The following is a 25,003-nucleotide window of genomic DNA, read 5'->3' on the forward strand; positions in this document are numbered from 1 at the left end:
GCTGCATGCCGAGCGCAACCAGGACATCGAGGTCGAGCACGACGAGACCCATTGGGTGGGCCACGACCGCGCCAAGACCATCGACCACGACGAGACGGTGCACGTGGGCCACGACCGTACCGAGACCGTGGACCACGACGAGACCATCACGGTGCACAACGACCGCACCGAGACCGTCGACGGCAACGAGCGCATCACCATCCACAAGAACCGCGGCGAGCGCGTGGACCAGAACGAGACGATCTCGATCGGCGAGAACCGCAAGGAGGACGTCGGCCTCAACGAGACCATCAAGATCGGCGTCAACCGCACGGAGACGGTGGGCAACAACGAGAAGGTGAAGATCGGCGTCAACCAGAACCTCACGGTGGGCTCCAACAAGCAGGAGACCATCGGCCTGACCAGCCTGAAGAACGTGGGCATCGCGCAGATGACCAACATCGGCGCCGCCTACAACCTCAACGTGGGCGCGATGTGGATGAGCAACGTGGGCTTCCTGCACACGCACAACGTCGGCACCCGCTACGCGACCACGGTTGGCACCAGCTATTCGCTGAGCTCGGGCAAGACGGTCAGCGTGAACGCCGGCAGCACCATGGTGCACCAGGCCGGCGATGAGCTCACGCTGGTGTGCGGTGCCTCGTCGATCACGCTCAAGTCGGACGGAACCATCGCCATCCGCGGCGACCGCATCCAGGTCAACGGCGCCACCGTCGTCGACATGGACGGCCAGCACATCCACATGAACTGACGATGGCCATCGCCCTGATCAACGAGACCCCGTACCCCGCCTTTGGATTCGACACCGAGCTGTACGACGAAAAGGAATACCACAGCCTCGCCGCCAAGGCGACCTTCGCGATCACGGCCCAGGGCCTGTCGCCGCTCGAGGAGCAGCCGCCGCTGAACATGGCCGACCGCTACGCGGGAGAGCCGGGTGCGTCGAGCCTGCTGCAGCCCAGCGACCTGATCCCGTTTCGCGAACGCACCGACGTGCTGGTGACCGGCGAGGCCAGGGCGCCGGGCGGCGAACCGGCCCATGGCTGGCTCGCGCACGTGCAGGTGGGCGCGCTGCGCAAGTCGCTGCAGCTCACGGGGCCGCGCCACTGGCGCTACCGCGCCATGGGGGGCTGGGAGCTGTCGCATCCCGCGCCGGTGCGCGGCGTGCCGCTGCTCTACGAGCATGCCTTCGGCGGCGAGCATCCGAGCGGCGACGACGAGCCGCGCGATGCCTGGCTCGCCAACCCGGTCGGCGTCGGCTTCGGCGGCCGGCACCGCGGCGAACGCGGCGAGCGCTGGGAGCGCGACCGCGAATGGCCGGCGCCGCAGCTGCTGTCGCCCGAGGAGACGCTGGCCGCCGCGCCCGGCCGCCATTACCGCACTCTCAACTTCGCGCCCGTGCCCGGCGACTGGCAGCCGCGCGTCTCGCGCATCGGCACCACCGACGAGGCCTGGCGCAAGCAGGTCGCGCCGCACCTGCCGCGCGACTTCGACCTGCGCTACTTCAACTGCGCGCCCGACGACCAGCAGACCAACGGCTATCTGCGCGGCGACGAGGACGTGGAGCTCGAGGGCCTGTTCGAGGCCGTGCGCGGCTTTCGCCTGCCGGCGCTCAAGGCCACCGCGCTGATGGCGGACCACGACGGCATCGTGGTGCCGCTGGACATGGACCTGTCGACCGTCCACATCGACCTCGACCTGGGCACGCTGGCGCTGGTCTGGCGGCTGACCACCGGCGCGCAGGACTGGTCGCAGGCCAACCTCAGCATCATGGAGCGCTGAACGCATGGCCGCGCCCGAGCAGGCGGAGAAACGCCACGAACACTTCGCGCTGGCCAAGGCGCCCGACTGGAAGTACACGCCGCTCAAGCCCGACAAGGGCGTGCCGGTTCCCTACTGGACGATCTCGTACTTCGACGAATCGGTGCAGACCGCCAGCCGTTCCGACGGCCGCACCAACGAGTACTTCCTCGACCGCTCGCGCGTGCCGGTCAGCCGCGGCGGCGAGGCCGGCAAGGGCAAGGGCGTCATGTCGGGCACGTACATGGACGAGTTCGAGCCCAAGGAGTGGTCGCAGACGCTGCACATCGACGGCGGCCTGGCCGTGTTCAACGGCCACATGGGCACCATCAACAAGGGGAATGCGCCGGCCAAGGTCTACACCAGCATCAACCCCGAGCAGGCGATCGCCGACAAGGCCTGCTGGGAGCAGATGAAGACCAACATGGCCGCCCTCGGCGTGGCCAGCAAGGACCGCATGTTCGCGGACCCCGCGGGCTGCGGCAAGGACGTGCTCTCGGGCGCCTGGAACACCATCACCGGCGACGTGGCCGCGGTGGGCGACATGCTCGGCAGCGTGTGGGGCGGCATCAAGGCCTTCTTCTCCGACCCGCTGGGCTCGATGAGCAGCGCGGTCGACGGGCTGCAGAAGTTCGGTGCCCAGGCGGTGGAGGCGGGCAAGCAGGTGGTGGGCGTGATCAACGGCCTGCGCGACGGCTCCATCACCATGGACGACCTGCTCGACTTCGCGGCCGACATGCTGCAGGACCAGCTCTGCGAGATTGCCGCGCAGGTCGAGGAGATGGTCAAGCAGGGCAAGGGCTGCGAGGCCGTGGGCGTGATCCTCGGCCAGACCGCGGAGGCCGTGGCCGTCTCGCTGGCGACGGCCGGCGTGGGCGCGGCGGCGGGCGGCGCGACCAAGGCCGCGCAACTGATGGCCAAGGCCGGCATCACCAAGGGCGATGACATCGCGGCGGCGATCCGCAAGCTCAAGGAGTTCAAGAAGAAGCACAAGGAGCGGCCGCACGAGGGCGGCGAGCCGCATCCGCGCAGGCTGGCGGACGGGGAGGATTCGAGCACGCCGGGGGATCGCAAGCCCGATGTCTGCCCGATGTGCCCGGTGGTGGGCAAGCCCGTGAACCCGGTGCTCGGCTGCAAGGTGCTGGGTGGCGGGCTCGAGCTCGACTTCGACCTGCCAGCACCGCTGCCGCTGCCGTGGCAGCGCACCTACGTCTCGCGCAATGCGCGCGTCGGCTGGCTGGGGCAGGGCTGGACCCTGCCGCTGGGCCTCGTCGTGGAGGAGCGGCGCATCCAGGGGCGCGCGAAGCTCGTGCTGGTCGACGAATCCGGCCGCGACATCGTCTTTCCCGCGCTCAAGCCCGGTGCCAGCCACTACAACGAGTTCGAACGCTTCACGCTCAGGGCGCTCGATGCGCAGCGGCTGCAGCTGGAAGGCCTGGATGGCGAGCAGCGCTTCGTCTTCCGGCGCTTCCCCGGCGGCGCGGGGCGGAGCGCCCGCTACCTGCTGGCGTCGATCGTGGACCGCAACGACAACCGGATCGACATCGAGCACGGCCCCTCGGCGCTGCCCGAGCGCATCGTCGACAGCGCGGGGCGGGTGCTGCTGCTCGGCTTCGAGCACGTCGTGCCAGGCGCGCGCGAGCCGCTGCGGCTGCGCAAGGTCGAGCTGCTGTCGGCCGACGGCGGGCGCCGCACGCCGCTGGTGGGCTACGAGTACGACCGCGCGGGCGACCTGGTCCGCGTGACCGACCGGCTCGGCGGCATGCGGCGCGAATTCGAGTACCGCAACCACGTGCTGGTGGCGCACACCGAGCCCGGCGGCCTGCGCGCCTCCTACGCCTACGACGTGGAGGCGCCGCACGGCCGGGTGCGTTGCAGCGAGATCTCGAACGGCGAGCGCTACGACTTCGAGTACCTGGCGCGAGCGACCCGCGTGACCGACCAGCTGGGCCGTGTCGAGGTCTACGAATTCAACGCCGACCGCGAATGGACCGCCACGGTCGACGCGATGGGCGGGCGCACCGTGCGGCAGCTCGATGCCTTCGGCCGCCTGCTCGCGCTGACCGATCCGGCCGGGCGGACCACGCGCTACGGTTATGACGAACGCGGCCGGCCGGTGCGCGTGCAGGTTCCGGGGGCCACCGACACCGAGTTCGTGGTGACCACCGTGCGCTACGACACGGCGACGGGCCAGCCCGCGAGCCTGGCCGATGCGCTCGGCGCCACCACCGGGTACCGCTACGACGCGCGCGGCAACCTGGTCGAGGTGATCGACGCGCTGGGGCAGCCCACGCGCTACCGGTACGACGACCGCGGCCTGCCGGTCGCCATCGTCGACGCGCTCGGCAAGACGCGCCACCTGAGCTACAACGCGGCGGGACAGGTCGTGCGGCAGGTCGATTGCTCGGGGCAGCCCACGGGCTACGGCTACGACGAGTGGGGCCGGCTCGAGAGCGTGACCGATGCGCTGGGCCACACCACCCGCTACCAGCGCGACGAGCTCGGACGGCTGCGCTCGCTCGTCGGCGCCGACGGCACGGTCGAACGCTTCGAGTACGACGCGGCGGGCCGCCTCACGGCGCATGTGAGTCCGCTGGGTGCCCGCACCGAATACCTGCTCGCGCTCGATGGACTGCCGCTGGTGCGGCGCAATGCGGCCGGCGGCGAACTGCGCTACGAGTACGACGGCGCCCGCCGCCTGGTGGCGCTCTACAACGAGAACGCCGTGCGCTACGACTTCGGCTACGACGCGCTGGGCCGGCTGGTCGAGGAGACCGGCTTCGACGGTCGCCACACGCGCTACGTGCGGGATCCCGCGGGCTTGCTGCTCGCGAAGATCGAGCTCGGCTGCCTGACCCTGCGCCAGCGGCTCGACCAGCGGCTGGCGCGCGAGCAATCGCGCCAGCCGGGCACGCCGCAGGCCCTGCCGCCGAGGCGCACCGCGCCGACCTTCGAGGATCCCTGGGGCTTCGGCCTGACGGACGAGGTGACGGCTGCCGCGGCGAGCGCCGCCGGCCAGGCGATCGTGACCCGCTACGAGCGCGACGCGGGCGGGCGGCTGGTGCACAAGCTCGTGGCGGGCCACGTGCTCGACGCGCGGGGGCGGCGCGTGGCGCAGCACAAGTCCACGCACTATCGCCACGATGCCGCGGGCCGGCTGGTCGAGGCCGCCAACGACAACGGCGGCCGGATCTCGCTGGGCTACGACGCCATGGGCCAGTTGCTCGAGGAGACCCGCGTCGGCCAGGGGCTGCGCACGACGCAGCGCCATCGCTACGACGCGCTCGGCAACCGGCTGGCCACCGTGCTGCCTGACGGGCGCGAGATCCGCTGGCTCCACTACGGTTCGGGCCATCTGCACCAGATCAACCTCGACGGCCGGGTGGTCTGCGACATCGAGCGCGATGCGCTGCATCGGGAGGTCGCGCGCAGCCAGGGCGCGCTGGAGAGCCGCTATCGCTACGATCCGGTCGGCCGCCTGCTGGCCCAGGCCACCGCGCGCCCGCGGGCCGACGAGGCGCGGGTCGATCCCGGTGCCGGCACCGATGCCGTCCCGGGATGGGACGAGCGCTTCGTGCTGGCGCGCCAGTATGTCTACGACCCTGGCGGCAACCTGCTCGAACTGGTCGATCGCCGGCATGGCCGCGCGCGCTATGGCTACGACCGCATCGGCCGGCTGCTGTCGGCATTGCAGCCGATGTCGCAGGAGCAGTTCGCGTTCGATCCGGCCCACAACCTGCTGCCCGGCGCGGACGCCGGCGGCGGTGCCGCCCCTTCGGCGGGGGCGATCAAGGACAACCGCGTCGAGGTGTTCGAGGACAAGCGCTACCGCTACGACAGCCACGGCAACCTGGTCGAGAAGAGGATCGGCCGGCACACGCGCATGCAGTTCGAGTGGGACGTGGAGCACCAGCTCCAGGGCGTCACCGTGGTGCGGCAGGGCCAGGGCGGCAGCACCACGACGCAGACCACGCGCTACCGCTACGACGCATTCGGGCGCCGCATCGAGAAAAGCGATCGGCTCGGACGCACGCTGTTCGAATGGGACGGCAACCGGCTGCTGAGCGAGCAGCGCGGCGCGCTGCAGACGCTGTATCTCTACCAGGGGCTTGGCTTCGTGCCGGTCGCGCAGGTCCAGGCCGAAGTCCTCCGGGGCGAGCCGGCGGGCGAGGCGCGAGAGGACGACGAAGAGCAGGACTGGCAGCCTCGCCGGTCCCGCACCGCCTTCGTCGACCGGATGCTGGCCACCGCACGCCAGATCCAGGCGCGCAGCCGGGGCGAGGGCGAGGCAGCGCCCGTCGTGCCGGCGCAGGACGAGCCAGCCGCCGGCGCCTCGGTGGTCGATCTCGATGCCTGGCGCATCCGCTACTACCACACCGACCACCTCGGCACGCCGCGCGAGCTCAGCAGCGAGGATGGCGAGATCGTCTGGAGCGCGAGCTACAAGGCCTGGGGCAACACGCTCAAGGTGGAGGTGCCTTCAAGCACGCCGCGCGCCGGGACGCAGCCCGTCGAGCAGAACCTGCGGTTCCAGGGCCAGTACTTCGACGCCGAAAGCGGGCTGCACTACAGCCGCTTTCGCTACTACGACCCCGATGTCGGGCGCTTCGTGAGCGAGGACCCGATCGGCCTGGCCGGCGGCGAGAACTTCTTTGCCTATGCGCCCAACCCCATCGGCTGGATCGACCCGTACGGCCTGGCGGGCATCATCCTGCTGGGCGAAGGGCAGGATGCCGTCGAGGCCGTTGCGTCGAGGCTCGGCGCCCGGACCATCAAGAACGACTGGCCCGACAATTTCCCCAATCTCAAGGGCGTGACCGATCCCGAGGAGTGGCGGCGCCGGATGTGCGAGGCGGTGGATTTCAACCGGCAGTGGATCCGCGACCGCGCCGCCGAGGGCTACACCTTCCAGACCATCGGCGTGCAGGGTTCCAACAGTCCCTATTACGCCGCGGAGCTCGAGGAACTCTCCAAGCTCGGGCACAAGGCGACGGTGGTCAAGAAGGTCAAGGATTCGGACGGCGTGTTCAGAACCATCGACGAGATGCGGGCCAAGTGCAACTGCCGGCCGCGAATGAAGTACAAGAAGCTGCAATGCGACTGACACCGAAAGCGCCGACGCCATGATTTCCGTGATCCTCGGATCGAACGACAAGCCCCGCATGGAGCGCTTCCTGGCCTTGCTGGGGTTTGCGAGCCAGGACGGGCGTTCCTACGTGGCGCCCGGCCATCAAGGCTTCGAGTTCTACTTCACCGAGGCGCCGTCCAAGCCTTCTGCGAGCACCGAGATCTTCGTCTCGGTGTCGAGCCAGGCCGACCCCGATGCCTTCTTCGAGACCCTCGAGCAGATCGGATTGCCGTTCGAAACCTGGGAGCACCCGAGGTTCTACGACGTCCGCGTGACCGATCCGGCCGGCCGGTTGTGGCAGGTGATGCTCAAGTCGTAGCGGCGAACAGCGCCCGCACCCGCGCCAGGTCTTCCGGCGTATCCACGCCCGGACCCGGCGCCGCGTCGCTCACGTGCACCGCGATGCGGTGCCCATGCCACAACGCGCGCAACTGCTCGAGCGCCTCGATGCCTTCGAGCGGCGAGGGCGGCAGCGCGGGAAATTGGCGCACGAAGCCCGCGCGGTAGCCGTAGATGCCGATGTGGCGCAGCGGCGCCGGCGAGGGCAGCCGCGCAGGCGGCACGCCGGGCGCGGCGCCGTCGCGCCACCACGGGATCGGCGCACGGCTGAAATAGAGCGCGTTGCCCTGCGCGTCGAGCACGGCCTTCACGACGTTGGGATTGAGGTAGTCGGCCACCGAATCGATGGCATGCACCGCGGTGCTCATCGCGGCATCGGGCCGCGAGAGCAGCGCCGCGGCCACGGCGTCGATCAGCGCCGGGTCGATCAGCGGCTCGTCGCCCTGCACGTTGACCACCACCGCGTCGCCGTCGAGACCGAGCTGTTCGCAGGCCTCGGCGAGGCGGTCGCTGCCGCTCGGATGGTCCTGGCGCGTGAGGATCGCCTCCACCCCATGGGCCTGGCAGGCCGCGAGGATCGAGGCATGGTCCGCTGCCACCACCACGCGCGCCGCGCCGGATTGCGCCGCGCGCTGCGCCACGCGCGCCACCATCGGCACGCCGGCGATGTCGGCCAGCGGCTTGTCGGGCAGCCGCGTCGACGCCAGCCGGGCCGGCACCAGAACCGTGAAGCTCACAGCCCGAGCTCGTCGTCGGACAGGGTGCGGGCCTCGTTCTCGAGCAGCACCGGGATGCCGTCGCGCACCGGATAGGCCAGGCGCGCGCTGCGCGAACAGAGTTCCTGCTTTTCGGGATTCCAGGTCAGGGGGCCCTTGGTGACGGGGCAGACGAGCAGTTCAAGCAGCTTGGTGTCCATCGGTCGATGATAGCTTTGCGTCGAGTGCCGCGAGGAAGGCGTCGGAGGGTTCGAACAGCAGCGGCACGGCCAGCGCATCGGGCTTCTTGCGCCAGAGCTTGACCGCGTCCTTCTCGGTGCACAGCAGCAGGTGGTCGGCCGGCAGGTCGTCCTGCCAGTCGACGAAATCGTGGTGATCGGGCAGGGCGATGGTTCGTTCGGGTTCGATGCCTTGCGCGCGCAGCATCTCGAAGAAGGCCTCGGGCCGCGCGATCGCCGCCAGCGCCGTGATGGGGCGCGCAGCCAGCGAGGCCAGCGGCGTCCGGGTGCCGTCGTTCGCCACCGCGTAGGTCGCCAGCTGGCGCGTGGCGGTGAAGCCGCCGGCGAAGGCCGGATGCTCGCCGCTGTGCAGCAGCAGGTCGCAATCGCGCGGCCAGGGTTCGCGCAAGGGGCCGGCCGGCAGCAGCCAGCCATTGCCGATGCCGCGGTCGTCGAACACGCAGATCTCGATGTCGCGCGCCAGCGCCAGGTGCTGCAGGCCGTCGTCGCAGACGATGACCTGCGTGGCGGGATGGGCCGCGAGCAGCGCGCGCGCCGCCTCGGCGCGGCGGCGCGCCACGAACACCGGCACGCCCGTGCTGCGCCGGATCAGCGCCGGCTCGTCGCCGACCTCGCGCGGATCGCTGTCGGGCAAGACTTCGCGGCAGTCGTCCGTATGCCGGCCGTAGCCGCGCGACACCACGCCCACCCGCCAACCCCGCGCACGAAGATGCCGCGCCACGGCCATCACCACCGGCGTCTTGCCCGCGCCACCCGCGATCACGTTGCCGACGATCACCACCGGCACCGGCATGCGTTCGGCCCGCAGCCAACCGAGGCGATAGAGCAGCGCGCGCAGCGCCACCAGGGTGCGAAAGAGCAGGGACAAGGGCCACAGCAGCAGCGCGAGAGGTCCGCGCCGCAGCCAGGCGTGCCGAAGCCGCGAGGCGGTTGCGCCGGTGTCGGTGCCGTTGCGCCCCTGCGACGGCAACTCAGTGCCCGGCTTGCGCCGTCGACTGGGCGGCGAAGGTGATCTGCATCAGGCCCGCGCGGCGCGCCGCTTCCATCACCGTGACCACGGCCTGGTGCGGACTGCTGGCATCGGCGCTGATGATCACCACGCTGTCCTTGCCGCCGGTGGCGGCCGCGGCGAGCGCCGCCGCCACGGTGTCCACGGCGCGGTCGGGCAACTGCGTCTTGTTGATCGAGTAGCGCCCGTCGGCCGAGACGCCGACGATCACTTCCTTGGGATAGTCGCGCTGCGCGTCCACGTCCGCCGTCGGCAGCCGCAGCTGCATCTCGGTGAACTTGCTGTAGGTGGTCGACAGCATCAGGAAGATCAGCACCACCAGCAGCACGTCGATGAACGGGATCAGGTTGATCTCGGGCTCGTCGCGCGCGCCGTGGCGAAACTGCATGCGGCCGCGGCTCATCGGGCGCTCCCGGCGGCGGCCATGGCGGCGGTGGGCGCGCTCATTTGCGCAGCGCGTTGAGATGGCGCGCGAAGCGCTCGCCCGAGAGTTCCAGGTTCAGCAGGTACTCGTCGACGCGGCTGCGGAAATAGCGCCAGAAGATCAGGGTCGGGATCGCGACGATCAGGCCGAAGGCGGTGTTGTAGAGCGCGATCGAGATGCCGTGCGCGAGCTGCGCCGGATTGCCCGAGCCCACCGCGCCGCTGGTGGGCGACTGCGAGCCGAAGATCTCGATCATGCCGATCACCGTGCCCAGCAGCCCGAGCAGCGGGGCGGCCGAGGCGATGGTGGCGAGGGCGGGCAGGTAGCGCTCCAGCCGGTGCGCCACGGTGCGGCCCGAGGCCTCCATGGCGGCGCGCAGGTCGTCCTCGGTGCAGCGCGGATTGGCGTTCAGCGCCCGCAGGCCGGCGGCCAGCACCTGGCCGAGCATCGAGTTGTTTTCCAGCTTGGTCACCACGTCGGGCCCCGGCACCGCGTTGTGCGACACCGTGATGGTTTCTTCGAGCAGCTTGGGCGGCAGCACTTTCACCGTCTTGAGACTTGTGAAACGTTCTATAACAAGCGCGAGTGCGATCACCGAGCAAGCGAGCAGCGGCCAGATGGGCCAACCTGCAGCAACTATGATGGAAAACAAGGAATCCTCCGGCCCCGTAGGCTGTCAATGCGCGGCGATTATCCACCGAGCCCACCATCGCCACGGCGCTTGTTTGCGTGTCGGCCAAGACGCACAGATTCTGTGGATAACTTTGTGATTAACCTGCTGCGCAAGTCGCCGCGAGCCGCGCCAACTGGGCTTTCCATTAGATCGATTGAATTTTGGGCACCGCTTTTTTTAATGAAATCAACAACTTGCACGAGAAACCGTGCAATTGTCCGACCCCGGGGGCGCGGCGCCCCGCCCGCGGCACCCGTTGTGGAAGAGTGCCAAATCACGATTCGGCGGTTCTGTGAACTTGCGTGACCCGAATCCGCCCGCCGGGCCCCGCGTATGGGCCGTCGGCGCGTTGTGCCGCGCGGTCGCCGATGCGCTCGATGCCCGCTTCAATCCGGTTTCCGTGCGCGGCGAAATCTCCGGTTTCTCGCGCGCGTCGAGTGGACATTGTTACTTCTCGCTCAAGGACGAGTCGGGCCAGCTGCGCTGCGCCATGTTCCGCCGCGCGGCGGGTCTGCTCGATTTCTCGCCGCGCGACGGCGACCAGGTCGAGGTGCGCGGTCGCCTCGCGGTCTACGAGCCGCGCGGCGACCTGCAACTGGTCGTCGAGAGCCTGCGCCGGGCCGGGCAGGGCGCGCTCTTCGAGCAGTTCCTGCAGCGCAAGGCGCGCCTCGAGGCCGAGGGGCTGTTCGACCCGGCGCGCAAGCGCGCGCTGCCGGTGATGCCGCGCGCCATCGGCGTGGTCACCTCGCTGGGCGCCGCGGCGCTCCACGACGTGGTGACCGCGCTGCGCCGGCGCGTGCCCCATATTCCCGTGACGGTGGCGCCCGCCGCGGTGCAGGGCGCCGGTGCGCCCGGCGAACTGGTGCGCGCGCTGCAGTCGCTCTATGCGCTGCAGCCTGCGGTCGACGTCATCCTGCTGGTGCGCGGCGGCGGCTCGATCGAGGACCTGTGGGCCTTCAACGACGAGAGCCTGGCGCGCACCATCGTGCAGAGCCCGGTGCCGCTCATCAGCGGCGTGGGCCACGAGACCGACTTCACCATCGCCGATTTCTGCGCCGACCTGCGCGCTCCCACGCCCACCGCCGCGGCGGAGCTGGTGAGCGCGCCGCGGGCGCTGTGGCTCGATGCCCTCGCGCTGCTCGAGGAGCGCCTCGACGACGCCATCGGCGCGCGGCTCGATGCGCTGGGCCAGCGGCTCGACCAGGCCGCCGGCCGGCTGGGCCGTCCCTCGACGCTGGTGGCGCGGCAACAGCTGCGGCTCGCGCATCACGCACAGCGCCTGCACTATGCGGTGCTGTCGAGGACGCAGCGGCAATCGCAAGCGGCCCAGAGGCTGGCCGACGATTTCCCCGCGAAGTTCGACCGTGCGCTAGTGCAGCGCCGCGAGCGCCTGGAGCGCGTCGCGCTGCGGCTGAGGCTGCTCGATCCGTCGCTCGTGCTGCAGCGCGGCTATGCCTGGATCACCGACGCCGACGGCCGCGCCGTCGTCAGCGCGAAGGCGCTCGCACCCGGCGATGCCGTCGTTGCCCGCCTGTCCGATGGCTCCGTCGATCTGACCGTCGCGTCACGCGGCGCGACGGGAACGCGTCCGACGTGAGCGCCACGTTTCCTTTCTAGAATCATCGATTCCCCACAACCAACCCACGAGAAAAAACCATGGAACATGTGCTCCCACCCCTGCCGTACGCCCTTGACGCGCTGGCGCCCGAGTACTCGAAGGAAACCCTCGAGTACCACTACGGCAAGCACCACAACGCCTACGTGGTGAACCTCAACAACCTGCAGAAGGGCACCGAGTTCGAGTCGATGACGCTCGAGGAGATCGTCAAGAAGTCCAGCGGCGGCATCTACAACAACTCGGCCCAGATCTGGAACCACACCTTCTTCTGGAACTGCATGAAGCCGCAAGGCGGCGGCGCTCCCAGTGGCGCGCTGGCCAAGGCCATCGATGCCAAGTGGGGCAGCTACGACGCCTTCAAGGAAGCCTTCGTGAAGTCGGCCGTGGGCAACTTCGGCTCGGGCTGGACCTGGCTGGTGAAGAAGGCCGACGGCAGCGTGGACATCGTGAACACCGGCGCCGCCGGCACGCCGCTGACGACCGCCGACACGGCGCTGCTGACGGTCGACGTCTGGGAACACGCCTACTACATCGACTACCGCAACCTGCGTCCGAAGTTTGTCGAGACCTTCCTGGCCAAGCTGGTCAACTGGGAGTTCGCCGAGAAGAACTTCGGCTGAGACCGACGAGAGGCACCATCACGGTGCTTTCACGAATGAAAAAGCCCCGCATGCGGGGCTTTTTGCTGGGCCAACCGCTATCGGTTGGCGGCGCGGGCACGCAAGCAATCAGCGCTTGCCGGCGGCGAACAATTCGCCGGTGATCTTCGCGCCCTTCTTGATGTTCTTCTTCTTGAACCAGCCCTGGTTCATCTCGAGCACGTACTTCACCGGCTCCTCGGAGCAATGCGAATCGTCGGTCTGCGGCTTCATGTCGGCCAGGTTGACGATGCGGCCGTCCTCGGCCACGAAGGCTGCTGTCAGCGGCAGCAGCGTGTTGCGCATCCAGAAGCACTGGGTGGCCGGCTGCTCGAACACGAAGATCATGCCTTCGGCCTGCGGCATCTCCTTGCGGAACATCAGGCCGACCTGGCGCTCGACCGGCGCCTGGGCGATCTGCGCATCGATGGTGTAGAGGCCGATCGACAGCTTGGTGCGCGGGAGGTTGGTTTGGGGTTCCTGCTGGGCGTGGGCCGGAGCGAGCAGGGCGGCGGAGATGGCGACGGAGCAGGCCAGGAGGGCGGCAAAACGCTGGAGCATCGGGGTTCTTTCAGACTCTTCCATACAAAGAAGGCCGTGCCCGGCCCCATGAAAAAAGCCCGCTGACGCGGGCCTGGCGGGCATGGCCTGTGAAGGCGGCTAGCTTACGCCTTCTTGGTGGCGACGTGGGCCTTGGCGACCTTGCGGGCCTTGTGCTTCTTGGCGGCGGCGTGCTTCTTGGCGGGTGCCTTGGCCTTGGTGACCGCGGGAGCGGCCGCGGCGGGTTCGGCGGGTTGTTGGGCAAAGGCACCGAATGCGACGAGACCGGCAACCAGGGCAGCGAACAGCTTCTTCATGACAAATCCTTTGAGATTGTTAGGTATGGACCACCTCCCGGTGGAGGTGCATGTTCAACGGAAAGCATTCGTCGCGGTTGACAGGCGCGTCCCCTGAAAAATGAGCAAGCAATGAGGGCGAAAAAAAAAGCGCCCCGATGGAGCGCTTTCTTTCAAGAGGACGAATCCTTAGTTGGGCGTGCCGCCTTGGGTCGACTTGCGCTTCACGCTGCCGTCCTTGTTGCGACGACGCTGGTCGCGGGTTTCAGCGCGCTTCTCGCCGGAGGTGGCAGCCTTGTCGGTGCCGATGGCGCCGCCTTCGGGCGTCTTGGCGATGTCGCCAGCGGGAGCAGCCACCTTGCCGGCAGGACGTGCGTCCTTGCGGGCTTCAGCGCGTTGCTGCGCCTTGCTGTTGCTGGCGTTCCCTTGTTCGGGGGTGGTGCCAGCCGGGTTTTGGGCATAGGCGCCGGCTGCGAACAGGCCAGCGATCATGACTGCGAGAAGTTTGCTCATTGATGATTCCTCTATCGAGAATTGGTTGGAAACGCCTCCCGGCGAGCAGAAGGTCAGGCACTAACGAGGCCGGCGGCCCGCAGGTTGACAAACGCCCACTGATGGGTTGCGTCTAAAATGTACAGCGATTTGTTCGCGGGCTGTACAGCGAATCTCCCTCGCTGTCTGAATTCGCAGACAGTCGTCCTGAATTAGGTCCACCCTCGGAGTTTTCCCCCTTCATGTCCAGCTACCAGCACATCAAAGTCCCGGCCGAAGGCCAGAAGATCGCGGTCAACGCCGACAACTCCCTGAATGTGCCCGACCAGCCGATCATCCCCTTCATCGAAGGCGATGGCACCGGTCTGGACATCACGCCCGTGATGCTGAAGGTGGTGGATGCGGCGGTGGCCAAGGCCTACGGCGGCAAGAAGAAGATCCACTGGATGGAGGTCTATGCCGGCGAGAAGTCGACCAAGGTCTACGGTCCCGACGTATGGCTGCCCGAGGAAACGCTGCACGCCGTGCGCGACTACGTCGTTTCGATCAAGGGCCCGCTGACCACGCCCGTCGGTGGCGGCATCCGTTCGCTGAACGTCGCGCTGCGCCAGGAACTCGACCTCTACGTCTGCCTGCGTCCCATCCAGTACTTCGAAGGCGTGCCCAGCCCGGTGCGCGAGCCGCACAAGACCAACATGGTCATCTTCCGCGAGAACTCGGAAGACATCTACGCCGGCATCGAGTTCGAAGCCGAGAGCGACAAGGCCAAGAAACTCATCAAGTTCCTGCAAGAGGAAATGGGCGTCAAGAAGATCCGTTTCCCCGAGACCTCGGGCATCGGCGTCAAGCCGGTGTCGAGGGAGGGCACCGAGCGCCTGGTGCGCAAGGCGCTGCAGTACGCGATCGACAACGACAAGCCGAGCGTCACGCTGGTGCACAAGGGCAACATCATGAAGTTCACCGAAGGTGGCTTCCGTGACTGGGGCTACGCCCTGGCCCAGAAGGAGTTCGGCGCCGAACTCATCGACGGCGGCCCGTGGATGAAGTTCAAGAGCCCGAAGACCGGCAAGGACATCACCGTCAAGGACAGCATCGCCGACGCGTTCCTGCAGCAGATCCTGCTGCGTCCCGCCGAATACAGCGTCATCGCAACGCTCAACCTCAACGGCGACTACGTGTCCGACGCACTGGCCGCGCAGGTCGGTGGCATCGGCATCGCTCCGGGCGCGAACCTCAGCGACACGGTCGCCATGTTCGAAGCCACCCACGGCACCGCGCCCAAGTACGCCGGCAAGGACTACGTGAATCCCGGCTCCGAAATCCTCTCGGCCGAAATGATGCTGCGCCACATGGGCTGGAAGGAAGCCGCCGACCTGATCATCAGCGCGATGGAAAAGTCGATCGCCAGCAAGCGGGTCACCTATGACTTTGCCCGCCTGATGGACGGCGCGACGCAAGTGAGCTGCTCGGGCTTCGGCCAGGTGATGATCGACAACATGTGATCTCGCCGTCGGCGTTCTCGAACGCCGAAGCGACAGCCGCAAGCCCTCGAGGTTCTCGCGAACCTCGAGGGCTTTTTCTTTGGTGCACGCGTCTCTTTTGACGCTCTGGAAAGACTCGTTGGGGGCAAAGATCACGGTTGAAGTTATGCCCGTGCGCATTTAACTATTGCTAGAAACTGGGGACGAAAAAACACGCTACCCCCTCCACAGAATCGCGCTCATCGAGGATCACGGGAGCGCACGATGAGGGAGAGAAAAAAGCAGCGATCGATGCCACCATGCGCACATGCCGCGCGTCGTTTCGCGCAGGCGTGCACGAGGCCCACGTACGAGGGCGAACGGCCATGACGCGGTCTCGCCGGGCCCTGTTCGGAAAGCTCGACCTCACGCTGTTTCGTGCGATCGAATCGGCGACATCGTTCGCGAGATTGCGCGGCAATCCTTGCATCCGCGGCGAGCAATTGATGAGCGCGCTGCTGCGGAGCCCGGACCTTCGGCGCGTGCTGTTCGAGATTGCACCCGCGTTTCGCGCCCTGGCGGCCGAACGGCGGCCCGACGAGCTGCTTGCGCTCGTGACAGGCTCTCCCGAGGATGCGGAGGGGCCTTACGATGGATCGAGCACGATGCCGGCGCCGCCGCGCGAAGCGGGTCGTGCGATGGAACTGGCCACGCCGTCCGGCGCAGCGTTGGTCACCTACTGCACCGATCTCACCGAGAGTGCGCGCGCCGAGCGGATCGATCCCGTCATCGGCCGCGGCCAGGAGATCGGCGCCATGGTCGACATCCTGCTGCGCCGGCGCCAGAACAACCCCCTGCTCACCGGCGAGGCCGGCGTGGGCAAGACCGCAGTCGTCGAGGGGCTGGCACTCGCGATCGCCAGGGCCGAGGTCCCGCCGAAGCTGCGCAACGCACGATTGCTGAGCCTCGACGTCGGCGCGCTGCTGTCCGGCGCCGGCCTGCGTGGCGAATTCGAGTCCAGGCTCAAGTCGCTGCTGCAGGAAGCCGCGCAATCGACGCAGCCGGTGATCCTGTTCATCGACGAGGTGCACATGCTGGTCGGCGCTGGTGGCCAGGGCGCGGCGGCGGATGCGGCCAATCTTCTCAAGCCGGTGCTCGCGCGCGGCGCGCTGCGCGTGATCGGCGCGACCGCCTGGCGCGAATACAAGCGGCACATCGAGAAGGATCCCGCGCTCGCGCGCCGCTTCCAGGTGCAGCAGGTCATGGAGCCGCCGGCCTCCGCCGCCATCGACATGGTGCGAGGACTCGCATCGACATTTGCCGCGCACCACGGCGTGACCGTGCTCGACGAAGCGGTGCGTGCCGCCGTCGTGTTGTCGCAGCGCTACCTGCCCGCGCGGCAGTTGCCCGACAAGGCCGTCAGCCTGCTCGACACCGCCTGCGCACGCGTCGCCATGTCGCTGCACGTGCCGCCGCCGGCTGTCATCGGCCTGCGGCAACGGATCGCGTCGCTCGCGGCGGAGGTCGCTCTGCTGCGTGACGAGACCCGGATTGCCCACGGCTGCGAGACCCGGCTGGCGCGGATGCTCGCGGCGCGGGAATCGCTCGAAAAGATCCGCGACGAGCTCAGGGCACAGAAGATCAAGTGGAGGGGGGAGAGGGCGCTGGTCCGGCAGATCCAGGCGCTGAGGGCTGAAGAAGAAAAGGAGGGGGAGGATGAGCCGGACCATCTTCCGCACCTCGACGCGTCGGCGCTCGAGGAAGAGCTTCGAGGTCTCCAGCAAGGCACGCCGCAGGTCTTCCTCCAGGTGGACGAGGCGGTCGTCGCGAAGATCGCCGCCGAGTGGACCGGCATACCAGCGGGCCGATTGCTCACCGACGAGGCCGCGGTCGTGCTGGAGCTTCAACGCACGCTCGAGCAGCGCGTGCTCGGCCAGACGGGGGCCCTCGAACTCATCGCCCGGCGCATCCAGACGGCGCGCGCATGTCTCACGGATCCCTGCAAGCCCGCGGGCGTGTTCCTGCTGGCCGGGCCTTCGGGTGTCGGCAAGACCGAAACCGCGCTCGCATTGGCCGAGGCGATGCATGGCGGCGAGCAGAACCTCGTCACCTTGAACATGAGCGAGTTCCAGGAGCCGCACAGCGTGGCGACGCTGCGCGGCGCGCCACCGGGCTATGTCGGCTATGGCGAGGGCGGCGTGCTCACCGAAGCCGTGCGCCGCCGGCCCTACTGCGTCGTGCTGCTGGACGAGATCGAGAAGGCCCATCCCGACGTGCACGAGGTCTTCTACCAGGTGTTCGACAAGGGATGGATGGAGGATGGCGAGGGGCAGCGCATCGACTTTCGCCACACCACGATCCTGCTCACCAGCAACGCCGGCTCGGCGTTCGTCGAGCATGCCTGCCGAGACGCGGCATCGATGCCTTCGGTCGAGGCCTTGTGTTCAGGCTTGGCAGCGCCGCTGCGCCGGGTCTTTTCCGCGGCCTTTCTCGGCCGCGTGACGGTGGTGCCGTACCTGCCGCTGTCGACGCCGGTCATGGCGGGGATTGCCGCGCTGCATCTGCGGCGCATCGCGGACCGGATGGGCGAGCAGCACGGGATCGACCTGAGCTACGCGGACGATCTCATCGCCCATGTCATCGGGCGGTGCCCGGTCCGCGACACCGGCGCCCGGCAGCTTGCCGCGTTCATGGACCAACAGCTGTTGCCCGTGTTGTCGGGGCATTGGCTCGACGCGCTGCGGAGCAGGCGCGAGATCACCCGCATGCATGTGGGCCTTCGCAGCCATGGCGTGGAAACGCTTGCGCAGGGTGCGGCGGAGGCCGCCGAGAAGCGCATCGCCTGTCACATCGAGTACGCCTGAGGTGGCCAACCCGCACAACCGGGCATCGTTTTCGTTCGGGGGCCTGTTCCGCGCAGGTTCGTCATTCACTGTCTTTTCAGGAGGGTTTTCATGATCGACAACAGCAGCCAGAAGTTCATCGCTCGAAACCGGGCGCCGCGTGTGCAGATCGAATACGACGTGGAGGTCTACGGGTCCGAGAAAAAGATCGAATTGCCGTTCGTCATGGGCGTGCTCGCCGATCTCTCGGGCAAGCCGGCCGAGCCGCTGCCACCGGTCGCGGAGCGGAAATTCCTCGATATCGATGTCGACAACTTCGACGAGCGCATGAAGGCGATCGCTCCGCGCGTCGCATTCGCCGTCCCCAACACGCTGACGGGCGAAGGGCAACTCATGGTCGACATCACGTTCGAAAGCATGGAGGACTTCTCGCCGGCAGCCATCGCCCAGAAAGTCGAACCGCTCGCGCGCCTGCTCGAGGCACGCAGCCAGCTCGCCAACCTGCAGACCTACATGGACGGCAAGGCGGGTGCCGAAGACCTGATGAACCGGCTTCTGCAGGATCCCGCGCTCCTGAGGTCCCTGGCGTCATCGGCCAGGCCGGCGTCCGAACTCGGATGCGATCCCGGCATCGTGGCCTGCGCCTGAGCGGCCGAACCGCTCCCAGGAGACGCCCATGTCATCCAGCGACGCCATCGTTCTTGCCGAGCCCGCACCCGGGCGCTACGCCGAAGTCCCGGACTTCGCCGAGCTGCTCGACCGGGAATTCCGGCCCAAGACGGAAGAAGCCCGCGGCGCGGTCGAAGCGGCCGTGCGCACCCTGGCCGAACAGGCCCTGTTCAACGCCGCGACCATGACCGACGATGCCTACACCAGCATCCAGGCCATCATTGCCGAGATCGACCGCAAGCTGTCGGCGCAGATCAATCTCGTGCTGCACAAGGAGGAATTCCAGCAGGTCGAGTCGGCCTGGCGGGGCATGAGCCACCTCGTCAGCAACACCGAGACCGACGAGAAGCTCAAGATCCGGTTCATGGACGTCTCGAAGGACGAGGTCCGCCGCACGCTGCGCCGCCACCGCGGCATGGCGTGGGACCAGAGCCCGGTCTTCAAGCGCATCTACGAAGAGGAATACGGGCAGCTCGGTGGCGAGCCCTACGGCTGCCTGGTGGCCGACTACTACTTCGACCACACGCCCGCCGACGTCGAACTGCTCGCGGCGATCGCCAAGGTGGCGGCCGCCTCGCATGCCCCGTTCATCGCCGGCTCGGCGCCTTCGCTGCTCGGCATGGAGTCCTGGCAGGAGCTCGCGAATCCCAGGGATCTCGCGCGGATCACATCGAACCTCGAGCACGCGCCGTGGAACTCGCTGCGCGGCACCGAGGATTCGCGCTACGTCGGCCTCGCCATGCCGCGGTTCCTGGCCCGGCTTCCCTACGGTGCCAAGACCAACCCCGTGGACGCCTTCGATTTCGAGGAGGAAACCGAGGGCGCCGACCATCGCAACTACGTCTGGAGCAACGCCTCGTATGCGATGGCGGTGAACATCAATCGCAGCTTCAAGCGCCATGGCTGGTGCACGATGATCCGCGGCGTGGAGTCGGGTGGCGTGGTGAAAAACCTGCCGTGCCACACCTTTCCGACCGATGATGGCGGCTTCGACATGAAGTGTCCGACCGAGATCGCGATCTCCGACCGGCGCGAGGCCGAACTCGCCAGGGCGGGCCTGATACCGCTCGTGCACAGGAAGAACTCCGACAGCGCTGCCTTCATCGGCGCGCAATCGATCCAGCGGCCGCAGGAGTACATGGACCCCGACGCCACCGCCAACGCCCACCTGGCGGCGCGCCTGCCGTATCTCTTCGCCAGCACTCGGTTCGCGCACTACCTCAAGTGCATCGTGCGCGACAAGATCGGCAGCTTCAAGGAGCGCGACGACATGCAGCGTTGGCTCAACGGCTGGATCATGAACTACGTCGATGCCGACCCCGCGAACTCCTCGCAGGAGACCAAGGCGCGACGGCCGCTCGCCGCCGCCGAGGTCGTGGTCGAGGAACTCGAGGGCAATCCAGGCTACTACGGCGCCAAGTTCTTCCTGCGTCCGCACTTCCAGCTCGAGGGGCTGACGGTCTCGCTGCGGCTCGTGGCCAGGCTGCCCTCGCTCAGGGAAGAGGCCTGAGCGGCACTTGTTCCCTTCAAGCCGCGACCCGCGGTCCATGCATGTTTCGGAAGCCGACAACGACAGAACAGGGAGTTCGCATGTCTCAAGACATTTTTTTGAAGATCGACGGCATCGAGGGCGAGTCCCTGGATGCCGAACACAAGAACGAGATCGAGGTGCTCGCCTTCAACTGGAAGGCGTTCCAGGAGTCGTTCATGCATGCCGGTTCGGGCGGCGGCGCCGGCAAGGCCACGGTGGAAGACCTGGAGTTCGACCACCACATCGACCGCGCCAGTCCCAACCTCATGAAGTACTGCCTGACCGGCAAGCACGTCCAGGAAGCCAGACTGACCGTGCGCAAGGCCGGCGGCAGCCCGCTCGAGTACCTCAAGTACACCTTCACCGACGTGATCGTCACCGCGGTCCACACGTTCGGCGCGAACTCGGACGAACTGCGCATCAAGGAGCGCGTGCGGCTTTCGTTCTCGAAGATCAGGCAGGAGTACGCCGTGCAGAACGCGCAGGGCGGCAGCGCGGGTGCCGTGACCGCGGGGTACGACATCAAGGGCAACAAGGAGTCCTGAGCGGAGGTCCCGACATGCGCGTTCCCGCTGCCTCATTCCCGGCTTGTCCGATGCGCCTCAACCGACGCGATGCGCTGCTCGTCGTGCCGCTGATGGCGCGGCCGGCGATGGCCCAGTTCCCGTCGCCCAAGGAACAGATCCGCCTGGAGCTCGCCGTCATGGCCGAGGCGGAGGTCAATCCGGACGACAAGGGCCGACCGGCGCCGATCCTCGTTCGCCTCTACGAACTGAAGTCCAGCGCGGCCTTCGAGGCGGCCGACTACTTCACGCTGCATGGCAACGACAAGGCACTGATAGGCGCCGACATGCTCGTGCGCGAGGAGTTCATCCTGCGACCCGGCGAAACGCGTGCGATCCGTCGCAAATCCCATCCCGACCTGGGCGCCATCGGCGTGCTGGCCGGCTATCGGGACCTGGGGCTCTCCGATTGGCGCGCCGTGCAGCAGGTGGAGGCCGCGCCCGAGATCGCCTGGTACCGCGCCGTGCTGCCGGCCCACAAGCTCAAGCTCGAGGTCCGGCTGCAGGCGCGCGGCATCCGGCTCATTTCGGCCGACTGAGCAGCGGCCATGCAAACGGGCGCCGAACCATGAGCTGGTACAACAAGGTCGTCTGGAGCGAGGGACTCTTCCTGCGCCCACAGCTGTTCCAGCAGCAGGAGCGCTACCTCGAGCACCTGGCGCACAAGCGGTCGGTCGCGCTCGATCCGTTCTACTGGGGCTTTCACAGGTATGCGATCGATGCCGAGTCGCTGTCGCTCGGCAAGCTGGTGCTGGCGGGCGCCGCCGGCGTGTTCCAGGATGGCACGCCGTTCGACGTGCCCGGCCAGGCCCTTGCTCCCGCACCGCTCACGGTGCTTGCGGAGCATGTCGACCAGGTCATTCATCTGGCGGTGCCCATCCGCACGCCCGACGGCGAGGAGACCACCTTCGACGACCCTGCTGCATCGATGGGCTCGCTCGCGCGTTTCGGTGTATTCGACACCGAGTTGCGTGACGCCAACTCCATCGGTCAGGGACCGAAGACGGTGCAGCTCTCGCGCCTGCGTCTGCGCCTGCTGCCCGAGCGAGAACTGTCGGACGCCTGGATCGGCCTGCCGCTGGCCAGGGTCAGCGTGCTGCGATCCGACGGCAGCATCGCGCTCGACCACCGCCTGATTCCGCCGGTGTCGAGCTATGGCGCGAGTACGTTGCTGAGCGACTGGATCACGCACCTGCACGGGCTGTGCCGCCTGCGCGCCGATGCGCTCGCCGCGAGGTTGACCGGCGGCGACGGCAAGTCCGGCGCGACCGCCGAGGTCTCGGACTTCCTGCTGCTGCAGACCCTCAACCGCTACGAGCCCTTGCTGGAGCACTGGCTGCAGGTCAGGGACACCTCGCCGCAGCAGTTGTTCATGGCGCTGCGCGCATTCGGCGGCGAACTGGCCACCTTCGGGCGCGCCGGCCATCGCCGGCCTCCGGCCCATGGCGGATACCGGCATGTGGACCCCTACCTGTCGTTCAAGGGGCTGGTCGCCGAAGTGCAGTCGCTGCTCAACGATGTGCTGGTGCGCAGCGCCCAGTCCATCGCGCTGGCGGAGCGGGCCCACGGCGTGCACGTCGCGAGCGTCGAGCCCGCGGAGCTCCAGGGCTATCAGAGCCTGGTCTTCGCCGTGGCGGCGCACCTGCCGCCCGATCAACTGGCCAGCCAGTTCGTCGCCTGCTGCAAGGCCGGGCCCAGCGATCGGCTGCCCGAACTGATCCGCTCGCATCTGCCAGGCATTCCGCTCCAGGTCCTGCCGGTTCCACCGCGGCAGATCCCGTTCAACGCCGGCTTCGTCTATTTCCAGCTCGACCCGCACGGTGCCCTCTGGGAGCACATGGTTCGCCACGGGGGGCTGGCGCTGCACGTGGCGGCGGAATTTCCAGGGTTGCGCATGGAACTCTGGGGAGTGCGGGAGAAATGATGCAAGCCTTGCGTTGCGAAGCGTGCGCCTCGTTCGATCCGGAGGGCTGGGCATGAGTACGCCGATTGCCCAGCTCGCCAGGGAGCACGCCCGTCTGCTCGACGGTGGCCGCGCGGCCATGACCATCGCCGGCGCCGACCTGACCGCGGGTTTCTTCGCGGGCGTGGCCTGGCACAACCTGCGTTTTGTCGACTGCGATTTCGCGGGCGAGGGCAACGTGCGGCTCGACGCCATGTCCGGCTGCCGATTCATGGATTGCCGGTTCATCGCCCCGAGCCATGACTTCGGCGTGATGGACGACGTGCGCTTCGTTCGCTGCAGGACCTCCGGCACTGCGATTCTCGGTGGCAGAGACGCCAGTTTCGGCGTGGTCTTCGAGGAGTGTGTCTTCGCGGGCGGCGACACGGTCTCGCATGCGCGCGAAGGCATCGGCAGCACCGGTGAAACGACTTTTCGCCGCTGCACGGGCCGTGGGGCCGTTCTCGTGGCCGGCACGCGGCTCGCGATCGAGGGTTGCAGCTTCGAGCACATGAGTTTCACGATCGGCCGACAGCGAGACCGCGGCGTGCCATTGGCGGCCACCGTCGTGATCGAGAACACGCAGGGCACCGGCGTCTGGCGCATGACGGACGCACGCATGAAGACCTGCCATATCCGCAACAGCCGCTTCGAGCGGATCGTCGACGACGGTTCCGAATGCGAGGCCTGAGCATCGCTTTCGCACCTGCTTGCCTGCCACGCACCATGCACTACCCCGAAGAAAAGAGCGATCCGGCATTCGTTGCCGATGACTTCCATGCCGGCGTCGCGAGTGCGTCGCTCGACGAGGGCGGTTCGGTGCGCGAGCGCCTGGCGGCCATCGCGGCGGCAAGGAATCCGTTGCTCGAAGCGGCCCAGCCGCTGCTGCGTGCGCTGGCGGATCTGCCGCGGTCCCTTGGCGAGGAGGAGGTCGAGGTGTGGCACGGATTGCTCGAGCGCGAAGTCGCGGCCTTCCAGTCCATCTGCGCCGCCGCGAGGATTCGCCATGAACATGCGCTGGCCGCGAGCTACGCGTTGTGCACCGCGATCGACGAGGCCGCGAACAGCACCGCGTGGGGAGGCGGGCAGGCGGGCGAGGCGGGTGTCTGGGCCGGCCTCCAGTTGGCGGCGCGTTTCCATGGCGACACCAAGGGCGGCGACAAGTTCTTCCTGCTGATCGGTCGGCTGGCCACCGATCCCGAGCAGCATGCCGATCTGCTCGAACTGATGTACCAGGTCCTCGGCCTCGGTTTCGAGGGCCGCTACAGCACCGCCGACCACGGAAGCCGGCAACTCGAAGCCGTGCGTCACCGCTTGTTCGAACTGCTCGCGACAGTCCGTCCCCAGGTGCCGCACGAACTCTCGCCGCACTGGAAAGGGGGGCCGGCGGGACGGCTTCGGCTGGCGCGCAGCGTGCCGGTATGGATCACGAGCCTCGTGGCCGCGTTCGTCCTGTCAGGCCTGTTCGGCTGGTACAGATACCAGCTCTCGGCGATGAGCGGGGACCTGACGCAGCGGCTGGCCGCCATCGGGCGGATGCGACCGCCGAACCCGCCGATGGCTTCGGTGGCCCGGCCGCCGCGGCTGAAGGAACTGCTGTCGTCCGAGATCGCGCGCGGCAGCGTGAACGTCGACGAGAACGCGCACCGCAGCACCGTCAGCTTTCGGGGCGACGAGATGTTCGTGCCCGGCCGCGCGAGTCTCGGTGCGCGAATCCTTCCGGTGCTGGACAAGGTCGCTGGCGAGATCAGGCAGGTATCCGGCACCGTGCAGGTCGTCGGGCACACCGACAACCGGCCGATACGCACGCGCGAGTTTCCCGACAACCAGGTGCTGAGCGAAAAGCGCGCCGCGGCCGTGGCTGCCTTGCTGCGGGACAAGGGCGTCGAGGCCGCGCGCATCCGAAGCATCGGGCAAGGCGACGCCGCTCCGCTCGACGACAACGCCACGGCGCAGGGCCGTGCCCGCAACCGGCGTGTCGACATCGTTGTGTCCCAGGACACGGGCATCGATCCGCACGCCCGGGGGCCCGCGCCCGCGCGGAGCGAAAGCCCGCCGCTGCTTCATCGCTGAAGAGAAAGGT

General features: G+C 68.0%; 23 protein-coding genes. 15 read left to right on the forward strand and 8 right to left on the reverse strand.

Annotation, left to right across the window (positions count from 1 at the left end):
- The 4 genes from KV106_RS00005 to KV106_RS00020 all read left to right on the forward strand — a co-directional run.
- Positions 1-751, forward strand: a 751-nt coding sequence (locus KV106_RS00005; protein ID WP_409976465.1) for a bacteriophage T4 gp5 trimerisation domain-containing protein, incomplete at its 5' end; no start/stop codon positions are given.
- 2 nt (positions 752-753) lie between these two features.
- Positions 754-1,782 carry a DUF2169 family type VI secretion system accessory protein gene (locus KV106_RS00010; protein ID WP_261205571.1) on the forward strand — a complete coding sequence of 343 codons (1,029 nt, stop codon included), beginning with the start codon at positions 754-756 and terminating at the stop codon, positions 1,780-1,782.
- Positions 1,783-1,786: 4 nt separating this feature from the next.
- Positions 1,787-6,904 (forward strand): RHS repeat-associated core domain-containing protein, encoded by a 5,118-nt coding sequence (locus KV106_RS00015; RefSeq protein ID WP_261205573.1) that lies wholly within the window; start codon positions 1,787-1,789, stop codon positions 6,902-6,904.
- Positions 6,905-6,923: 19 nt separating this feature from the next.
- Positions 6,924-7,247, forward strand: a complete 324-nt coding sequence (locus KV106_RS00020; RefSeq protein ID WP_057598756.1) for a hypothetical protein — start codon at positions 6,924-6,926, stop codon at positions 7,245-7,247.
- Here the strand turns inward: KV106_RS00020 and kdsB are convergent.
- The 5 genes from kdsB to KV106_RS00045 are packed head-to-tail and all read right to left on the reverse strand — an operon-like array spanning position 7,237 to position 10,307.
- Positions 7,237-8,004 (reverse strand): 3-deoxy-manno-octulosonate cytidylyltransferase, encoded by a 768-nt coding sequence (kdsB, locus tag KV106_RS00025; RefSeq protein ID WP_261205575.1) that lies wholly within the window; start codon positions 8,002-8,004, stop codon positions 7,237-7,239. The two genes, KV106_RS00020 and kdsB, sit on opposite strands and share 11 nt — an antisense overlap.
- On the reverse strand, positions 8,001-8,183 hold the full coding sequence (locus KV106_RS00030) for a Trm112 family protein (protein WP_057596378.1): 183 nt from the start codon (positions 8,181-8,183) through the stop codon (positions 8,001-8,003). Before KV106_RS00030 ends, kdsB begins: the two co-directional genes overlap by 4 nt.
- Positions 8,164-9,192: a tetraacyldisaccharide 4'-kinase gene (gene lpxK / locus KV106_RS00035; protein ID WP_261205576.1), complete on the reverse strand. Its 1,029-nt coding sequence runs from the start codon at positions 9,190-9,192 to the stop codon at positions 8,164-8,166. The genes KV106_RS00030 and lpxK overlap by 20 nt, the downstream gene beginning before the upstream one ends.
- Position 9,193: 1 nt before the next feature.
- Entirely contained in the window at positions 9,194-9,619 is a 426-nt protein-coding gene (locus tag KV106_RS00040; protein ID WP_409976473.1) for an ExbD/TolR family protein, read from the reverse strand.
- Positions 9,620-9,674: 55 nt separating this feature from the next.
- Positions 9,675-10,307: a MotA/TolQ/ExbB proton channel family protein gene (locus tag KV106_RS00045; RefSeq protein WP_057596380.1), complete on the reverse strand. Its 633-nt coding sequence runs from the start codon at positions 10,305-10,307 to the stop codon at positions 9,675-9,677.
- 313 nt (positions 10,308-10,620) lie between these two features.
- Here KV106_RS00045 and xseA point away from each other — a divergent pair, with 313 nt between their 5' ends.
- Complete coding sequence (gene xseA / locus KV106_RS00050; RefSeq protein WP_261205578.1) at positions 10,621-11,925, forward strand: exodeoxyribonuclease VII large subunit; 1,305 nt, start codon at positions 10,621-10,623, stop codon at positions 11,923-11,925.
- Between the two features lie 59 nt (positions 11,926-11,984).
- On the forward strand, positions 11,985-12,566 hold the full coding sequence (locus KV106_RS00055) for a superoxide dismutase (protein WP_261205579.1): 582 nt from the start codon (positions 11,985-11,987) through the stop codon (positions 12,564-12,566).
- 108 nt (positions 12,567-12,674) lie between these two features.
- Here KV106_RS00055 and KV106_RS00060 read toward each other — a convergent pair whose 3' ends face one another.
- The 3 genes from KV106_RS00060 to KV106_RS00070 form a co-directional block, all read right to left on the reverse strand.
- Positions 12,675-13,145, reverse strand: a complete 471-nt coding sequence (locus KV106_RS00060; protein WP_057594843.1) for a DUF192 domain-containing protein — start codon at positions 13,143-13,145, stop codon at positions 12,675-12,677.
- 104 nt (positions 13,146-13,249) lie between these two features.
- A complete protein-coding gene (locus KV106_RS00065) occupies positions 13,250-13,441 on the reverse strand; it encodes a hypothetical protein (RefSeq protein ID WP_261205580.1) in 192 nt (63 codons plus the stop codon).
- Positions 13,442-13,609: 168 nt separating this feature from the next.
- Positions 13,610-13,933 carry a hypothetical protein gene (locus KV106_RS00070; protein WP_057594841.1) on the reverse strand — a complete coding sequence of 108 codons (324 nt, stop codon included), beginning with the start codon at positions 13,931-13,933 and terminating at the stop codon, positions 13,610-13,612.
- A gap of 221 nt (positions 13,934-14,154) precedes the next feature.
- Between KV106_RS00070 and icd the strand changes: the two genes are divergently transcribed.
- From icd to tssL, 9 genes are all read left to right on the forward strand, one after another.
- The gene (gene icd / locus KV106_RS00075; protein WP_057594840.1) at positions 14,155-15,414 is read left to right on the forward strand and encodes an NADP-dependent isocitrate dehydrogenase; all 1,260 of its coding nucleotides are present in this window, start codon (positions 14,155-14,157) and stop codon (positions 15,412-15,414) included.
- Between the two features lie 344 nt (positions 15,415-15,758).
- Entirely contained in the window at positions 15,759-18,236 is a 2,478-nt protein-coding gene (tssH, locus tag KV106_RS00080; RefSeq protein WP_261205582.1) for a type VI secretion system ATPase TssH, read from the forward strand.
- 90 nt (positions 18,237-18,326) lie between these two features.
- Positions 18,327-18,863 (forward strand): type VI secretion system contractile sheath small subunit, encoded by a 537-nt coding sequence (tssB, locus tag KV106_RS00085; protein ID WP_057594839.1) that lies wholly within the window; start codon positions 18,327-18,329, stop codon positions 18,861-18,863.
- Positions 18,864-18,891: 28 nt separating this feature from the next.
- Complete coding sequence (tssC, locus tag KV106_RS00090) at positions 18,892-20,394, forward strand: type VI secretion system contractile sheath large subunit (RefSeq protein WP_261205583.1); 1,503 nt, start codon at positions 18,892-18,894, stop codon at positions 20,392-20,394.
- 80 nt (positions 20,395-20,474) lie between these two features.
- Positions 20,475-20,960 (forward strand): Hcp family type VI secretion system effector, encoded by a 486-nt coding sequence (locus tag KV106_RS00095; RefSeq protein ID WP_261205584.1) that lies wholly within the window; start codon positions 20,475-20,477, stop codon positions 20,958-20,960.
- A 50-nt stretch (positions 20,961-21,010) separates the two neighbouring features.
- A complete protein-coding gene (tssJ, locus tag KV106_RS00100) occupies positions 21,011-21,517 on the forward strand; it encodes a type VI secretion system lipoprotein TssJ (protein WP_261205585.1) in 507 nt (168 codons plus the stop codon).
- A gap of 29 nt (positions 21,518-21,546) precedes the next feature.
- Positions 21,547-22,902 carry a type VI secretion system baseplate subunit TssK gene (gene tssK / locus KV106_RS00105; protein ID WP_261205586.1) on the forward strand — a complete coding sequence of 452 codons (1,356 nt, stop codon included), beginning with the start codon at positions 21,547-21,549 and terminating at the stop codon, positions 22,900-22,902.
- A gap of 52 nt (positions 22,903-22,954) precedes the next feature.
- Positions 22,955-23,611, forward strand: coding sequence for a hypothetical protein (locus KV106_RS00110; protein WP_261205588.1), 657 nt, complete (start codon positions 22,955-22,957; stop codon positions 23,609-23,611).
- Between the two features lie 35 nt (positions 23,612-23,646).
- Positions 23,647-24,993, forward strand: coding sequence for a type VI secretion system protein TssL, long form (gene tssL / locus KV106_RS00115; RefSeq protein ID WP_261205590.1), 1,347 nt, complete (start codon positions 23,647-23,649; stop codon positions 24,991-24,993).
- The last annotated feature ends 10 nt before the right edge of the window (positions 24,994-25,003 follow it).

It is taken from the genome of Variovorax endophyticus, assembly GCF_025376855.1.
In the GTDB taxonomy this organism is placed as follows: Bacteria; Pseudomonadota; Gammaproteobacteria; order Burkholderiales; family Burkholderiaceae_C; genus Variovorax.

Bases quoted from the DNA above. Each gene is read 5' to 3' on its own strand.
- tssJ (WP_261205585.1), top strand. From the start codon at position 21,011: ATGCGCCTCAACCGACGCGATGCGCTGCTCGTCGTGCCGCTGATGGCG.
- KV106_RS00015 (WP_261205573.1), top strand. From the start codon at position 1,787: ATGGCCGCGCCCGAGCAGGCGGAGAAACGCCACGAACACTTCGCGCTG.
- KV106_RS00030 (WP_057596378.1), bottom strand. From the start codon at position 8,183: ATGGACACCAAGCTGCTTGAACTGCTCGTCTGCCCCGTCACCAAGGGC.
- KV106_RS00065 (WP_261205580.1), bottom strand. From the start codon at position 13,441: ATGAAGAAGCTGTTCGCTGCCCTGGTTGCCGGTCTCGTCGCATTCGGT.
- tssL (WP_261205590.1), top strand. From the start codon at position 23,647: ATGCACTACCCCGAAGAAAAGAGCGATCCGGCATTCGTTGCCGATGAC.
- KV106_RS00040 (WP_409976473.1), bottom strand. From the start codon at position 9,619: ATGCAGTTTCGCCACGGCGCGCGCGACGAGCCCGAGATCAACCTGATC.
- tssK (WP_261205586.1), top strand. From the start codon at position 21,547: ATGAGCTGGTACAACAAGGTCGTCTGGAGCGAGGGACTCTTCCTGCGC.
- KV106_RS00095 (WP_261205584.1), top strand. From the start codon at position 20,475: ATGTCTCAAGACATTTTTTTGAAGATCGACGGCATCGAGGGCGAGTCC.
- tssC (WP_261205583.1), top strand. From the start codon at position 18,892: ATGTCATCCAGCGACGCCATCGTTCTTGCCGAGCCCGCACCCGGGCGC.
- KV106_RS00110 (WP_261205588.1), top strand. From the start codon at position 22,955: ATGAGTACGCCGATTGCCCAGCTCGCCAGGGAGCACGCCCGTCTGCTC.
- icd (WP_057594840.1), top strand. From the start codon at position 14,155: ATGTCCAGCTACCAGCACATCAAAGTCCCGGCCGAAGGCCAGAAGATC.
- tssB (WP_057594839.1), top strand. From the start codon at position 18,327: ATGATCGACAACAGCAGCCAGAAGTTCATCGCTCGAAACCGGGCGCCG.
- KV106_RS00055 (WP_261205579.1), top strand. From the start codon at position 11,985: ATGGAACATGTGCTCCCACCCCTGCCGTACGCCCTTGACGCGCTGGCG.
- tssH (WP_261205582.1), top strand. From the start codon at position 15,759: ATGACGCGGTCTCGCCGGGCCCTGTTCGGAAAGCTCGACCTCACGCTG.
- KV106_RS00060 (WP_057594843.1), bottom strand. From the start codon at position 13,145: ATGCTCCAGCGTTTTGCCGCCCTCCTGGCCTGCTCCGTCGCCATCTCC.
- KV106_RS00070 (WP_057594841.1), bottom strand. From the start codon at position 13,933: ATGAGCAAACTTCTCGCAGTCATGATCGCTGGCCTGTTCGCAGCCGGC.
- KV106_RS00020 (WP_057598756.1), top strand. From the start codon at position 6,924: ATGATTTCCGTGATCCTCGGATCGAACGACAAGCCCCGCATGGAGCGC.
- KV106_RS00010 (WP_261205571.1), top strand. From the start codon at position 754: ATGGCCATCGCCCTGATCAACGAGACCCCGTACCCCGCCTTTGGATTC.